The following is a 14604-nucleotide window of genomic DNA, read 5'->3' on the forward strand; positions in this document are numbered from 1 at the left end:
TACATAAATTTCTACTGGTGGGTATCGGACCTCTGTACTACCAGAACCGACGAGATGCGGCAGGATTGGGGAGGAATCACGAGAACGAGGAAAGTAGACCGCCGTCACAGGGGCGGGACTACCGGGACCGGGCGCCACACCGAGCGTCCGCCACATTGAGGAGTGCACACGTTGTCCGAAGTGAACAGCGGCGAACGGCAGAACACATCGTCTGCAGGCAAGAAGGGCTCGGACGGCCGGGTCCGCGTCATCCGTGAGGGTGTCGCGTCGTACCTGCCCGATATCGACAACGACGAGACCAACGAATGGATCGAATCGTTCGACGGCTTGTTGGAGAGGTCCGGCCCCAACCGCGCTCGCTACCTGATGCTCAGGTTGCTCGAGCGCGCCGGCGAACGCCGCGTCGCGTTGCCGTCGCTGACGTCGACGGATTACGTCAACACCATTCCCACCGAGAACGAGCCGTGGTTCCCCGGCGACGAGTCCATGGAACGCCGCTACCGCGCCTGGATCCGCTGGAACGCCGCGATCATGGTGCACCGCGCGCAGCGTCCCGGCGTCGGCGTCGGCGGACACATCTCCACGTACGCATCCTCGGCTGCGCTGTACGAGGTGGGCTTCAACCACTTCTTCCGCGGTAAGGACCACCCGGGCGGCGGCGACCACATCTTCATCCAGGGTCACGCCTCCCCCGGCATCTACGCCCGCGCATTCCTCGAGGGCCGCATCCCGGCCGAGCGCATGGACGGCTTCCGCCAGGAGGCCAGCCACGAGAACGAGGGCGGCGGACTGCCGTCGTACCCGCACCCGCGTCTGATGCAGGATTTCTGGGAGTTCCCGACGGTGTCGATGGGTCTCGGCCCGATGAACGCGATCTACCAGGCCCGCTTCAACCACTACCTCAACGACCGCGGCATCAAGGACACCACCGATCAGCACGTGTGGGCGTACCTCGGCGACGGCGAGATGGACGAGCCGGAGTCGCGCGGACTCGCGCACGTGGCCGCCACCGAAGGCCTCGACAATCTGACGTTCGTCGTCAACTGCAACCTGCAGCGCCTCGACGGCCCGGTCCGCGGCAACGGCAAGATCATCCAGGAACTGGAGTCGTTCTTCCGCGGTGCCGGCTGGAACGTCATCAAGGTCGTCTGGGGCCGCGAGTGGGACTCGCTGCTGCACAAGGACCGCGACGGCGCGCTCGTCAATCTGATGAACACCACCCCCGACGGTGACTTCCAGACGTACAAGGCCAACGACGGCAGCTACGTCCGCGACAACTTCTTCGGCCGCGATCCCCGCACCAAAGAGCTCGTAGCGGATCTGTCCGACGCCGAGATCTGGAACCTCAAGCGCGGCGGCCACGACTACCGCAAGGTGCACGCTGCCTACGCGGCGGCGATGGCGCACAAGGGCCAGCCGACGGTCATCCTGGCGCACACCATCAAGGGCTACACCCTCGGTAAGCACTTCGAGGGCCGTAATGCCACGCACCAGATGAAGAAGCTGACGCTCGACGACCTCAAGACGTTCCGCGACATCCAGCACATCCCGATCTCCGACGAGGAGCTCGAGAAGGATCCCTACATGCCGCCGTACTACCACCCCGGTGCGGACGCTCCCGAGATCCAGTACATGCTCGATCGCCGCAGCAAGCTCGGCGGATTCGTCCCCGAGCGGCGCGTCGACGTCAAGCCGCTGCCGCAGCCGAGCGACGACACGTACAAGACGCTCCGCAAGGGCTCCGGCAAGCAGGAAGTCGCCACCACCATGGCGCTCGTGCGTGTCATGAAGGAACTGTTGCGAGACAAGGAGATCGGCCACCGAATCGTGCCGATCATTCCCGACGAGGCGCGCACCTTCGGTATGGACTCGTGGTTCCCGTCGCTCAAGATCTACAACCGCAACGGTCAGCTCTACACGTCGGTGGACTCGGAGTTGATGCTCGCCTACAAGGAGAGCTCGGTCGGTCAGATCCTGCACGAGGGCATCAACGAGGCCGGCTCGACGTCGTCGTTCACCGCTGTCGGCACCTCGTACGCCACGCACGGCGAGGTCATGATCCCGCTGTACATCTTCTACTCGATGTTCGGTTTCCAGCGCACCGGCGACGGTCTGTGGGCTGCAGCGGACCAGATGGCTCGCGGATTCGTCCTCGGTGCCACCGCGGGTCGCACGACTCTGACCGGTGAGGGTCTGCAGCACGCCGATGGTCATTCGCTGCTGTTGGCGTCGACCAACCCGGCGGCCGTGGCCTACGACCCGGCGTTCTCGTACGAAATCGCACACATCGTCAAGGACGGTCTGCGACGGATGTACGGCGGCACCGAGGGCGTGGAAGGCTTCGGCGGCGAGAACATCTTCTACTACATCACCCTGTACAACGAGCCGTACGTACAGCCGGCCGAGCCGGAGAACCTCGACGTCGAGGGTCTGCTCAAGGGCATCTACCGGTTCGCAGCTCCGCAGGAGGGCGACGGACCTGAGGCACAGCTTCTGGCGTCGGGCGTCGGCATGGTCTCGGCCCGCAAGGCCCGTGAGCTGCTGTTCGAGGAGTGGGGCGTGCGTTCGGCCGTCTGGTCGGTGACGTCCTGGGGCGAGCTGCGCCGCGACGGCGTCGACGCCGAGAAGGAGTCGCTGCGCAACCCCGGTGCCGACAAGCGCGTTCCGTTCGTCACCTCGGCACTGGCCGACGCCAACGGCCCGGTCATCGCGTCCTCGGATTGGATGCGCGCTGTTCCGGACCAGATCCGTCAGTGGGTTCCGGGCGATTACGTCACCCTCGGCACCGACGGCTTCGGATTCTCCGATACCCGTCCGGCCGCCCGACGGGTGTTCAACGTCGATGCCGAGTCGATCGTCGTCGCCACGTTGTCCGCTCTCGCCGCGTCCGGTGAGATCGACAAGTCCAAGGCAGTCGAGGCCGCGGAGAAGTACAAGATCGACGACGTCACCGCAGCTCCGACGTCGTACGCCGACACCGGTTCGGCGTAGGTTCCACCCCTGTTCGGCCGACCCCCGTCCCACGTCGCGAAGCATGTCCGTCGCGATGGGGGCGGGGGTCGGGCGTAGGTTCTCCTTATGTCCGATGCGAAACCCGACTCACCGGGCAGCGCGTCATCACGCGATGTGTCCCGACGCGACGCCTACCGTGAGGCGTTGCGCGAATCGTTGACGTCGGACAACGAAGTGCACCTTCCGGTCGCCTCACTGGCACCCTCCCGCCAGAAACGCGATCCCCTGCCCGATGCGCTGCTGCGCCGCGTCAAACAGTTCTCCGGCCGACTCTCGACCGAGGCCGTCACCACGATGCAGGGGCAGTTGCCGTTCTTCGGTGATCTCGACGCCGCCCAACGTGCCAGCGTCCAGCTGTTGATTCAGACAGCCGTCGACAACTTCCTCGAATGGCTCAAGAACCCCAACAGCGATATTCGCTTCTCGCTGGACGCCTTCCAGGTCATTCCCCAGGACCTTGCCCGACGCCTCACTCTGCGCCAGACGGTGGACATGGTGCGGGTGGCGATGGAGTTCTTCGAGCAGTGGCTCCCGGCACTGGCCCGCAACGATCAGCAGTTGGTGGCCCTGACCGAGGCCGTGTTGCGATACGGGCGCGAGCTGGGTTTCGCGGCCGCGTCGGTCTACGCCAGCGCAGCCGAATCACGCGGAGCCTGGGACACCCGCCTCGAAGCCCTCGTGGTCGACGCTGTCGTACGCGGAGACACCGGCTCGGACATGCTCTCGCGTGCCGCCACGTTGAACTGGGACGCCACCGCGCCCGCAACGGTGCTGGTGGGCACTCCTCCCGACGATCGAGGCGTCTCGGTCGTCGGAACCGTGCATGCCGTGGCGCAGAAGCACGGCCGCGCCGCACTGGCAGTGGTGCAGGGAACGCGGCTGGTGATGGTGGTCAGCGGTCAGCTCGACGACACTGCCACCCATCGCGCCTTCATCGACGACATGCTGCAGAACTTCTCGGACGGACCCGTCGTCATCGGCCCGACCACTCGCACCCTCGGTGCGGCGCACTCGAGCGCGGTGGAGGCATTCGCGGGTATGCAGGCCGTGGCGGGGTGGCGGGGTGCGCCGCGTCCGGTGCATGCGGGCGAGCTACTGCCCGAGCGCGCACTGCTCAACGACGGTGCGGCGATATCGGCGTTGAACGATCACGTGGTCGTTCCGTTGGCCGCGGCAGGTTCTGGACTGGCCGACACCCTCGACGCCTATCTGGACTGCGGGGGTGCGGTAGAAACCTGCGCACGGCAGCTGTTTGTTCATCCAAATACCGTCCGGTATCGGCTCAAGCGCATCGCCGAGGTCACCGGTCGAGACCCGACGCATCCGCGCGACGCGTACGTACTCAGGGTTGCGGCAACGGTAGGTAGGTTGGCTCGAACGCATCACGAACCGCCCCATCCTGCCCCATATGTCACACAGGTCACATTCGGAGAAGTAGTCACGTAACGCCGGACCACCCTTCGGCGATAGCGGATCCCCACGAGGCAATTTGTAGGGTTCCCACAAATTGCTTGTCGAGAGTTCATCGAGCGCGACATCACTCATTCGGCACCCGACGGTGTTCTCTTAACCCTGTGATTGCGTTGCTTGCGCCCGGTCAGGGCTCCCAGACTCCCGGCATGCTGCTGCCTTGGCTCGAATTGCCGGGTGCGGCAGACCGACTCGCGTTGTGGTCGAAGGCCTCCGGTCTCGACCTCGTCCGCCTCGGCACCACTGCCACCGCCGAGGAGATCACCGACACCGCAGTGACCCAGCCTCTGGTCGTCGCGTCGGCATTGCTCGCATTCGAGGAGATCGCATCGCGCGGCCTGTTCCCCGAGGACGCCGTCGTCGCCGGACACTCGGTGGGTGAACTCGCCGCCGCCGCGATCGCCGGCGTCATCTCCTCCGACGACGCCGTATCGCTCGCCGCCGTCCGTGGCGCAGCAATGGCCAGGGCCTGCGCACTCGAGCCGACCGGCATGTCCGCCGTGCTCGGCGGCGACGAAGCTGCCGTCCTGGCGCGCCTCGAAGAGCTGGACCTCGCTCCGGCCAACGTCAACGCTGCAGGTCAGATCGTCGCAGCCGGGCTGCTCACCAAGCTTGCCGAACTGGCCGAGAGCGCGCCCGAAAAGGCTCGGGTTCGCGCACTACCGGTCGCAGGCGCATTCCACACCAAGTACATGGCGTCCGCGGGCGACACCGTTGCCGCAGCCGCTGCCGCCATCACCCCGTCGGAGCCGACGCGGACGTTGCTGTCCAACTCGGACGGTCAGCCGGTCTCCTCGGGTGCCGACGCCCTGAACAAGCTCGCTGCCCAGGTCACTCGCCCCGTGCGATGGGATCTGTGCAACGCCTACCTACGTACCGCGCAGGTGACCGGACTCGTCGAACTGCCCCCGGCAGGCGCACTTGTCGGTATCGCCAAACGCGAACTGCGCGGCGTCGCCAACCTCGGCCTGAAGACACCGGCGGACATTTCCGCAATGGCCGAGCTCGGTTAGCTCGATCCACACACTTCGCAGTCACAGCACTGCGGCTCGCACTTCCACTCCCCGAGTGGCAGAAATGCACAATCGCGTCTCGAAGCACATGACTTCGGCGTTCTACACAGAAGAGAAGGGAGCCACAACAGTGGCCAGCCAGGAAGACCTCATCGCCGGACTTGCAGAGATCATCGAGGAGGTCACGGGCATCGAACCGTCCGAGGTGACCATCGAGAAGTCCTTCGTGGACGACCTCGACATCGACTCACTCTCCATGGTCGAGATCGCAGTGCAGACCGAGGACAAGTACGGCGTGAAGATCCCCGACGAGGACCTCGCAGGTCTGCGCACCGTCGGCGACGCCGTGAACTACATCCAGAAGCTCGAAGCGGAGAACCCCGAAGCCGCAGAAGCTATCAAGGCCAAGCTCGACGACTCCGCGAGCGAGTGACACGGCCCATGACCAACCCATCCACCGCCAACGGACGCTTCCCCAGTGTCGTCGTCACCAGCCTCGCTGCGACCACGTCACTCGCGGGTGACGTCGATGCCACGTGGAAGGGTCTGCTGAACGGCGACAGCGGAATCGCAACGCTGGAAGACGATTTCGTCGCCGAGTACGACCTGCCCGTGCGGATCGGCGGCCACCTCGCGGTGAACCCGCAGAGCCTGCTCTCGCGGGTCGAGATTCGTCGCCTGAGCTATGTGGAGCAGCTGGCCACCGTTCTCGGTCGTGAGGTCTGGAAGAACGCCGGGACTCCCGACGTCGATCCCCTCCGCCTCGGCGTGTCTATCGGTACCGGCCTCGGTGGCGGCGATTCTCTGATCGACGCCAACGACAAGATGAAGGCCGGCGGCTACCGCAAGGTGTCTCCGCTCGCCGTTCAGATGGTCATGCCGAACGGCCCTGCAGCGGTCGTCGGACTCGAGCTCAAAGCACAGGCTGGTGTCATCACTCCCGTCTCCGCCTGCTCCTCGGGATCGGAAGCCATCGCACACGCGTGGCGGATGATCGTGATGGGCGACGCGGACATGGTCGTCACCGGCGGCGTCGAGGGTTACATCGACGCGGTTCCGATCGCCAGCTTCTCCATGATGCGGGCGATGAGCACCAACAACGACAACCCGAAGGGTGCGTCACGTCCGTTCGACAAGGATCGTGACGGCTTCGTCTTCGGTGAAGCGGGTGCGCTCATGGTCATCGAGACCGAGGAGCACGCCAAGGCACGCGGCGCAACGATCCACGCCCGCTTGCTCGGTGCCGGAATCACTTCCGACGGGTTCCACCTCGTGGCTCCCGACCCGGAGGGCACGGGTGCCGCGCGCGCCATGAAGCGTGCGATCGAGACCGCAGGACTGCAGAAGTCCGACATCACCCACGTGAACGCCCACGCAACGGCAACTCCCATCGGAGACACTGCCGAAGCGCTCGCGATCAACAAGGCCGTCGGAAATCACGCAGCCGTGTACGCACCGAAATCCGCTCTGGGCCACTCGATCGGTGCCGTCGGCGCTCTCGAGTCGGTTCTGACGGTGCTGGCAGTGCGTGAGGGAATCATCCCTCCCACACTGAATTTGGAGAATCAAGATCCCCAGATCGATCTCGACGTCGTCAAGGGCGAGCCCCGCGTCGGACAGATCGATTACGCGATCAACAACTCGTTCGGATTCGGTGGGCACAACGTAGCGCTCGCCTTCGGAAAGGCGTGATGCACTGAGTCGTTCTTTCGACTCAGCGAATCCCGCTCTCGCAGTGCATGATCCGGGCTGGGGCCGTTCCCAGTGAACGGCCCCGGTTCGGGCCTCGCCCCCCAGGGGCCCTGAAGAAGGACAAGCGATGACCATTCTGGCCCCCGTCACACGATCCGGTACCTCCACCGATCCCCGCGATCCACTCGCCCGCCTCGAGAATCTGTTCGACGCCGGAACCACTGTGCCCCTGCACGATCGGGACAAGTCCGGCATCCTCGCAGCATCCGGCGAGATCGACGGCGTCCACACCATCGCTTACTGCTCCGATGCCACCGTCATGGGCGGTGCCATGGGCGTGGACGGTTGCAAACACATCGTCGCCGCCATCGACACGGCCATCGAGCAGCGCGCTCCGATCGTCGGCGTCTGGCATTCCGGCGGCGCGCGCCTCGCCGAGGGCGTCGAAGCTCTCCATGCCGTCGGACTCGTCTTCGAGGCCATGGTCCGAGCGTCCGGCCTCGTCCCCCAAGTTTCCGTCGTTCTCGGCTTCGCAGCCGGCGGCGCCGCCTACGGTCCTGCGTTGACCGACGTCGTCATCATGGCTCCCGAGGGACGCGTGTTCGTCACCGGTCCCGATGTCGTCCGCAGCGTCACCGGTGAGCAGGTCGACATGGCCTCGCTCGGCGGCCCCGACACCCACCACAAGAAGTCCGGCGTGTGCCACATCGTCGCCGACAGCGAGATGGACGCGTTCACCCGCGCCCGCCGCCTGGTGTCCATGTTCTGCGAGCAGGGCGAGTTCGACATCGCCGCCGCCGAGCACGGCGACACCGACCTTCGGGCTCTGATGCCCGAATCCAACCGTCGCGCATACGATGTGCACCCGATCGTGCACGAGCTGCTGGACAACGTCGAAGGGGAATCGACCTTCGAGGAGTTCCAGGGCGGCTGGGCCCGCAGCATCGTCATCGGCCTCGGACGCATCAGCGGCCGCACCGTCGGCGTCATCGCCAACAACCCCATTCGACTCGGCGGTTGCCTCAACTCCGAAAGTGCCGAGAAGGCAGCCCGTTTCGTGCGACTGTGCGACGCATTCGGCATCCCACTGATCGTGGTCGTCGACGTTCCCGGGTACCTCCCTGGCGTCAGCATGGAATGGGAGGGCGTCGTCCGTCGCGGAGCAAAGCTGTTGCACGCCTTCGCCGAAGCCAAGGTCCCCCGCGTCACCCTGGTGACCCGCAAGATCTACGGCGGCGCGTACATCGCGATGAACGCCCGCGCACTCGGTGCCACCGCGGTCTACGCCTGGCCCGGCTCCGAGGTTGCCGTGATGGGCGCGAAGGCCGCCGTCGGCATCCTGCACAAGAAGGCACTCGCAGCCGCTCCCGAGGAGGAGCGTGAGGCATTGCACGATCGCCTCACCGTCGAGCACGAAAGCATCGCCGGTGGCGTCGAGCGCGCCGTGGCCATCGGTGTCGTCGACGAGGTCATCGAGCCGAGCAAGACCCGCAGCACAGTTGCCAAGGCTCTCGCGGCAGCCCCCGCGGCGCGCGGCAACCACAAGAACATTCCGCTCTGATCGTCATGGGGTGCCCCGCCGCCTCGGGTGGTGTCACCCCCGGCCCCGGTTGGGATCAATGCGACTCCGAGGCGCTCCGAGTGCAACAAAGCCACATTCATCCGGAACCGAACGGGCCCCACAACGGACGGGCGAACTACAGCGTCAGCTCTCGATCCACTTGTGGTCGTGAGCCAGTCGCAACATTGCCGATCGGATGTCGAGGATCTGCGCTGCGGAGACAGTTCCGTTGGCTTTGAGGAGTGCCTCGGTCACTTCGGCGGTGAAGTCCGCCTCGGAGAGCACGTCGCAGATCACATCTTCGAGCTGCTCGTGTTCGCTGACCGGAACGTCGTGGAACGGCACGTCGGGCTTGCGCCGGGTGACCAGCGCGGTCGACGCGGGAGTGTCGATGATCTGCACCTGGGTGGCCTTGAGGCCTCGATCGCCCTCGACGGCAACGTATTCGACGCGAACCCCCGGTGCCAACAGTCGTTTGTCGAAGTCCAGATCGTTGACGTGAATGAACACGTCCTCGCCGCCCTCGTCCGGCGCTACGAATCCGTACCCCTTGAACTCGTCGAATCGAATCACTTTTCCGGTCGACAACATCGAACTCACCACTCCACGGTCGTTCCCACATGCCTACCCCAGGCACGGACGCAAACTACCGCGAGCCAGAACCCCCAGCAACCCCTAGCCGACGTTGCGACTCAACCACGTCACTTCGGCTCCGGCCCCGCCGGTTCGGTACGGCTCCAGGGCTGCGTCCCAGTCCGATCCGAGAGCCTGCTCGACGGCCGCGGTGAAGTTGCCCTGGTTGTTCTCCATCAGGGCGCGCAGCCGCATCTCGCCGAGCATCACGTCACCGTTCGCGCTCGTCGTTCCGCGCCACAGCCCCAAACCGGGCACGTGGGAGAACCGTTCGCCGTCCACGCCCTCGCTGGCGTCCTCGGTCACCTCGAACCGCAGCATCTGCCACAAGCGCAGGATGCCGGCCAGCTTTGCTCCGGTGCCGACGGGGCCGACCCAGTCGGTGGTGGCGCGCAGCTGCCCATCGGAGGCGGGCTGCGCAGACCACTTCAAGTTCGCACGGCAATCGAGGGCGTCGGTCAACGCCCATTCGACATGCGGGCACAACGCAGCGGGCGACGAGTGGATGTACACAACACCCGATGTCGCTTCTGCGAATTGGTTCGATCCACGCATTGCACTACCTCCAGCTTCGACGAGGGACGTCTTCCCCAACGACCTCGACATGCTTCGGCTGGCTGCAGTGAATCAATGCGTCTGTGTACTAGTGTGCCCCGAGTTGCCCCTGTTGCGCCAGTGCAATCTGTGAACGATGGAGTTTCACCCGGCCAGCACTGCGTCGGAGAGCTCCGGCCACAGCGGCTTCGCCCAGTCTCCGAAGGCTCGATCGGTCAACACCACACACGCGGTCCGTACTGCCGGATCCACCCACAGGAACGTTCCGGCCTGACCGAAGTGGCCGAACGTGGCCGACGAGTTGGCGCTCCCGGTCCAGTGCGGGCTCTTGCCGTCGCGCAGCTCGAACCCGAGTCCCCAGTCGCAGGGCTTGTGCGATCCGTATCCGGGCACGATCCCGTTCAGGCCGGAAAACTGCACCTCGGTCGCCGCAGAGAATGTCTGCGAAGCGAGGAGCGTGGGCTGCAACAGCTCCGCCGCGAATTTCGTCAGGTCCGCCAGGGTTGAGCTGGCACCGTGGCCCGCCGAACCCGGTAGTGCGGTGTTCGTCATCTGCAGTGGCCGGCACACGGCCTCGTCGAGGTAGTCCGGGAAGGCAATGCCTGCCTCGGTTTCGATCAGTTCGGCCAGAACCTCGAACCCGGCGCTCGAGTAGATCCGCTTGGTACCGGCCGGTGCCTGCACTGTGCGGTCACCGAACGCCAGTCCCGACGCGTGTGCCAGGAGGTGTCGAACCGTCGCCCCTTCCGGTCCTGCAGGCTGATCGAGCTCCACCGCACCTTCCTCGACGGCGACGAGAACTGCGTACGCACTGAGCAGCTTGGTGACCGAGGCCAGCTCGTAGACGCGATCGGTGTCCCCGACCTCCTCACGAACTCCGGAGTCGGTGACGACTGCTGCACTGACATGGTCGACGGGCCAGGAGGCCGTGAGATCGAGGGTGGTCACGACTCACGAGCCTAATTGTCGGTCGACGACGGTGCCCCGGTCCCCCGCCGGGCTACGCTCGCAGCACATGAGTGGGAGGAATGCGATGTCGGTTGTGTATGGATCGTGCAATCTGTGCGAAGCGATCTGTGGGCTCGAGTTCACGGTGGAGAACGATGCGGTGACGGCCATCCGCGGTGACGAGAAGGACCCGCTCTCGCGCGGCCACATCTGCCCGAAGGCCCTGTCGCTGATCGATCTGCACGCCGATACGGACCGACTCACCACACCGGTAAAGCGTGTGGGTGAGAAATGGGAGAAGATCGGCTGGGACGAGGCATACGACCTCGTGATCGACGGTTTGATCTCGACGCGTGAGAAGTACGGCCGCAACGCAGTCGGGATCTATCAGGGGAATCCCAACGTCCACTCGATGGGCGCGATGACCCATGGCATTCCTTTCACCTCGCTCCTGCGGACGCGTAATCGATACTCCGCCACCTCGTTGGATCAACTCCCGCATCAGCTCGTCGATCACCTGCTGTACGGGCACCAACTGCTGCTGCCGATCCCGGACATCGATCGAACCGACTTCTTCCTCGTCCTCGGCGGCAACCCGATGGCATCGAACGGCAGCATGATGACCGTCCCCGATTTCGCCAAGAGAGCGCGCGCACTGCGTAAACGCGGCGGCCGCCTGGTCGTGGTCGATCCACGCAAAACCGAGACCGCCGACATCGCGGACACACATTTCTTCGTTCGCCCCGGCACCGACGCACTGCTGCTGCTCGCGATGATCAACACCATCGTCGCCGACGGCACGGTACGGGTGGCCGACTACATCGACGGGGCCGATCGACTCGCAGATCTCGTCGCCGAGTTCACGCCGGAATCCGTCGCTCCGGTCGTCGGTATTTCTGCGGACGAGATCACGACCCTCGCGCGCGATTTCGCCTCGGCGAAGTCCGCGGTGGCGTACGGCCGAATGGGGGTCTCGACCCAGCAGTTCGGCACGGTGTGCCAGTGGGCAATTCAGGTACTGAACATCATCACCGGCAATCTCGACCGCCCGGGCGGTGCCATGGTGACCGATCCCGCGATCGATCTGATCAAGCAGGGCATCGTCGGCCGCGGCCATTTCGACAAGTGGCGCAGCCGCGTTCGGAATCTGCCCGAGTTCGCCGGCGAATACCCCTGTTCGACGCTCGTCGACGAGATCACCACCGAGGGCAAGGACCAGATCCGCGCGATGGCGGTCCTGTCCGGCAATCCGGTGTTGTCGATGCCCGGCGGCACCACCCTGAACGACGCGTTCGCGGGTCTCGATTTCATGGTGTCGTTCGACTTCTACATCAACGAGACCTCGCGTCACGCACACGTGATTCTGCCGCCGACGATGTCGCTCGAACGCGACCACTACGACCTGATCTTCAACTCCTTCGCCGTTCACAACACAGCGAAGTACATGCCTGCAGTTCTGCCCAAGCAAGCCGACGCAAAGCACGATTGGGAGATCTTCCGAGATCTGTCGCTGCGCTACAAGAGCCGTATGGCCGGTTCGACGGTCGGTCGGTTGAAGTCGCGAGTGACTCCGAAGAGCATGATCAGCGAGGCACGCCTGCGCCTGTCCCCCGCCCGCACCCTGGACATCCTGCTCCGCAGTCAACGAAAAGGACTGTCGCTCAGAAAGCTTCGAGCCAACCCACACGGTGTCGATCTCGGACCGCTGCGTCCCGGCTTCCCGCAGAAGCTGAAGACTCGGGACAAGCGAGTACAGCTGATTCAGGACATCGTTGTTGCCGAGCTCCCCGCGTTGGTGGATCTGATGCATTCCAGCGCAGTTCCGTCCGGCGACGAATTGTTGATGATCGGTCGGCGACACCTGCGCAGCAACAACTCGTGGATGCACAACACCGCCCGACTCACCAAAGGCAAAGCGCGACATCAGCTTCTGGCGCATCCGGAGGATCTCGCGCATCGCGGTATCGAGGACGGGTCGATGGTGTCGGTCACCTCCGCCGCCGGAACCGTCGACATCGAGGTAGCGGCGTCGGAGAAGATGATGCGGGGCGTGGTGAGCATGCCGCACGGGTTCGGTCATCAGCGCCCCGGAGTGCATCTGTCCGTTGCCACGACGGTGCAGGGGCCGAGCGTCAACGACATCACCGACCCCAATCGCGTCGACGCCGTCTCGGCCAATGCGATCCTCAACGGTGTCCCGGTGCAGGTCCGAGCGAAATAGCTGCCCCGATGCACCGTCGAGGCGACGCGATTCTGTACGATTCTGCAGGCTCGTACCTGGTACGGGCATGGGGCGGTAGCTCAGTCGGTTAGAGCCGTGGACTCATAATCCATTGGTCGCGGGTTCGAGCCCCGCCCGCCCCACTCCAGCGGTCTTCCCATAAAACTGTTGCACGAATTCGGCAGTTCATACCGGAACATCGGCCAATGCGGACGCAGGATGTCCTCGAGGGTGGGCACACTGACGAGATGTGCAACCACAGCGCGATAACACCACGAGCAAGCAAGTGACTGCGTCGGAGTCGCGGTCGGCATCTGTTCACCCACCGACGTGGAAGTTCGACTACCCGATCATTCACGCCGAAACTCGGACGCAGTGGCGCACCTGGCTGGCGGACAATCACAGCTCGACACGAGGCGTGTGGCTGTGCTCCTGGCGGAACACCCTCGCCCGATCCCGCTGCGCGTACCCCGATGCCGTCGAGGAAGCCATCTGCTTCGGTTGGATCGATTCCACCAGCAGCGTCCTCGACGACGAGCGCAGCCTGCAGATGTTCACGCCGCGCAGACCCAAGAGCCAGTGGACCCGCCTGAACCGGAAACGCGCCGCCGATATGGAAGACCGTGGTCTCATGACCGACGCGGGTCGCCACGCTATCGCTGCCGCGAAATCCAACGGCTGGTGGACGATTGCCGACCAAGTCGAAGACCTGGTGGAACCACCCGCGTTGGCGACGGAGCTGGACAGAGATCCACGCGCTAGAAGCAATTGGGACGGCTTTCCGCCCAGTGCTCGCAAGCAGATGCTGTGGTGGATTGTCAGCGCCGTGCGAGAGGACACTCGCGTAGGTCGAATCACTCAGGTCGTCGCGGAGGCCGCGGCCGGTCGCCGAGCCCGCGGCTGAGTGCCGTCGACCGAGGTCACGTCAGCACTGCTCTTCGGTACAGCCGCGACCAATACACCAGCAGCACAGCAGCATTCGCCCCGAACCACACCCACGTGAGAAACGCCGCCACCACGCCGGTGACGAAGAAGCCCAGTACCAGGGCCACGACCCAGGCGAGGACGTAGGCAACAATCGTGACGACTGCCGCGACTGCGTACCGCCCCGGGGACTGCCGGACCGTAGCCGACGCAGCGCGGAACGGATGTCGTTGCCCGTCGGCCACGGCCGGAAGCACCAGCAGCACAACCAGAATCACGATGACCGGAAGCAGCGGGAACAGAATCGCCAGCGCAACGGCCACCAGAGTCGAGCCCACACACCACACCAGGACGCGCGGCCGCCGCCATGCCCGACCCAGCGCACCGCGGACGTTGCCGTCGACCACATCGAGTGCCGTCGATGCGGTGATCCACAGGGCGACCACCAGTGCCGCGGCAGACGCCGCAACCAGCCCACCGAACCCCACGGAGGATTCTGGAACGGGATCGCCCAGGACTGTCAGCGCCTGAATCAGCGCAGACACGAGCACAACGGCAGCGAGCACCGCACTCCC

12 protein-coding genes and 1 tRNA gene are annotated in these 14604 nt (G+C 64.9%); 9 read left to right on the top strand and 4 right to left on the bottom strand.

The genetic code is table 11. The features are described from left to right. Nucleotides 1-171: 171 nt before the first annotated feature. The 6 genes from aceE (at nt 172) to AB0362_RS14305 (ending at nt 8748) form a co-directional block, all read left to right on the top strand. Complete coding sequence (gene aceE, locus AB0362_RS14280) at nt 172-2991, top strand: pyruvate dehydrogenase (acetyl-transferring), homodimeric type (RefSeq protein WP_149406176.1); 2820 nt, start codon at nt 172-174, stop codon at nt 2989-2991. A gap of 87 nt (nt 2992-3078) precedes the next feature. After that, nucleotides 3079-4458, top strand: coding sequence for a helix-turn-helix domain-containing protein (locus AB0362_RS14285; RefSeq protein ID WP_231893914.1), 1380 nt, complete (start codon nt 3079-3081; stop codon nt 4456-4458). 128 nt (nt 4459-4586) lie between these two features. Beyond that, a complete protein-coding gene (locus AB0362_RS14290) occupies nt 4587-5495 on the top strand; it encodes an ACP S-malonyltransferase (protein ID WP_317808925.1) in 909 nt (302 codons plus the stop codon). An 88-nt stretch (nt 5496-5583) separates the two neighbouring features. Further along, on the top strand, nt 5584-5928 hold the full coding sequence (acpM, locus tag AB0362_RS14295) for a meromycolate extension acyl carrier protein AcpM (protein ID WP_045199610.1): 345 nt from the start codon (nt 5584-5586) through the stop codon (nt 5926-5928). 8 nt (nt 5929-5936) lie between these two features. Then, nucleotides 5937-7187 carry a KasA/KasB family beta-ketoacyl-ACP synthase gene (locus AB0362_RS14300; protein WP_068052249.1) on the top strand — a complete coding sequence of 417 codons (1251 nt, stop codon included), beginning with the start codon at nt 5937-5939 and terminating at the stop codon, nt 7185-7187. Nucleotides 7188-7314: 127 nt separating this feature from the next. Further along, nucleotides 7315-8748, top strand: a complete 1434-nt coding sequence (locus tag AB0362_RS14305) for a carboxyl transferase domain-containing protein (RefSeq protein WP_149406178.1) — start codon at nt 7315-7317, stop codon at nt 8746-8748. Between the two features lie 144 nt (nt 8749-8892). Here the strand turns inward: AB0362_RS14305 and AB0362_RS14310 are convergent, their stop codons facing one another. The 3 genes from AB0362_RS14310 to AB0362_RS14320 form a co-directional block, all read right to left on the bottom strand. Next, complete coding sequence (locus tag AB0362_RS14310) at nt 8893-9339, bottom strand: cold shock domain-containing protein (RefSeq protein WP_317548776.1); 447 nt, start codon at nt 9337-9339, stop codon at nt 8893-8895. A gap of 84 nt (nt 9340-9423) precedes the next feature. Beyond that, complete coding sequence (locus AB0362_RS14315; RefSeq protein ID WP_317808923.1) at nt 9424-9936, bottom strand: DUF3145 domain-containing protein; 513 nt, start codon at nt 9934-9936, stop codon at nt 9424-9426. A 144-nt stretch (nt 9937-10080) separates the two neighbouring features. Beyond that, entirely contained in the window at nt 10081-10884 is an 804-nt protein-coding gene (locus AB0362_RS14320) for a serine hydrolase domain-containing protein (protein WP_317548610.1), read from the bottom strand. Between the two features lie 85 nt (nt 10885-10969). Between AB0362_RS14320 and AB0362_RS14325 the strand changes: the two genes are divergently transcribed. The 3 genes from AB0362_RS14325 to AB0362_RS14335 all read left to right on the top strand — a co-directional run bounded on the left by AB0362_RS14325 (nt 10970) and on the right by AB0362_RS14335 (nt 14009). Further along, nucleotides 10970-13105 carry a molybdopterin-dependent oxidoreductase gene (locus tag AB0362_RS14325; RefSeq protein WP_317808921.1) on the top strand — a complete coding sequence of 712 codons (2136 nt, stop codon included), beginning with the start codon at nt 10970-10972 and terminating at the stop codon, nt 13103-13105. A gap of 69 nt (nt 13106-13174) precedes the next feature. Beyond that, a tRNA-Ile gene (locus tag AB0362_RS14330) sits at nt 13175-13248 on the top strand. Between the two features lie 143 nt (nt 13249-13391). Then, nucleotides 13392-14009 (top strand): YdeI/OmpD-associated family protein, encoded by a 618-nt coding sequence (locus AB0362_RS14335; RefSeq protein ID WP_317808919.1) that lies wholly within the window; start codon nt 13392-13394, stop codon nt 14007-14009. 16 nt (nt 14010-14025) lie between these two features. On the opposite strand, the gene AB0362_RS14340 is transcribed toward AB0362_RS14335, so the two are convergent. Then, nucleotides 14026-14595, bottom strand: a complete 570-nt coding sequence (locus AB0362_RS14340) for a hypothetical protein (RefSeq protein WP_366235735.1) — start codon at nt 14593-14595, stop codon at nt 14026-14028. Nucleotides 14596-14604 lie beyond the last annotated feature (9 nt).

The sequence above is a fragment of the Rhodococcus sp. NPDC079359 genome (assembly GCF_040702585.1).
In the GTDB taxonomy this organism is placed as follows: Bacteria; Actinomycetota; Actinomycetes; order Mycobacteriales; family Mycobacteriaceae; genus Rhodococcoides.

Bases quoted from the DNA above. Each gene is read 5' to 3' on its own strand.
- AB0362_RS14285 (WP_231893914.1), top strand. From the start codon at position 3,079: ATGTCCGATGCGAAACCCGACTCACCGGGCAGCGCGTCATCACGCGAT.
- AB0362_RS14315 (WP_317808923.1), bottom strand. From the start codon at position 9,936: ATGCGTGGATCGAACCAATTCGCAGAAGCGACATCGGGTGTTGTGTAC.
- AB0362_RS14310 (WP_317548776.1), bottom strand. From the start codon at position 9,339: ATGTTGTCGACCGGAAAAGTGATTCGATTCGACGAGTTCAAGGGGTAC.
- AB0362_RS14300 (WP_068052249.1), top strand. From the start codon at position 5,937: ATGACCAACCCATCCACCGCCAACGGACGCTTCCCCAGTGTCGTCGTC.
- acpM (WP_045199610.1), top strand. From the start codon at position 5,584: ATGACTTCGGCGTTCTACACAGAAGAGAAGGGAGCCACAACAGTGGCC.
- AB0362_RS14305 (WP_149406178.1), top strand. From the start codon at position 7,315: ATGACCATTCTGGCCCCCGTCACACGATCCGGTACCTCCACCGATCCC.
- AB0362_RS14325 (WP_317808921.1), top strand. From the start codon at position 10,970: ATGTCGGTTGTGTATGGATCGTGCAATCTGTGCGAAGCGATCTGTGGG.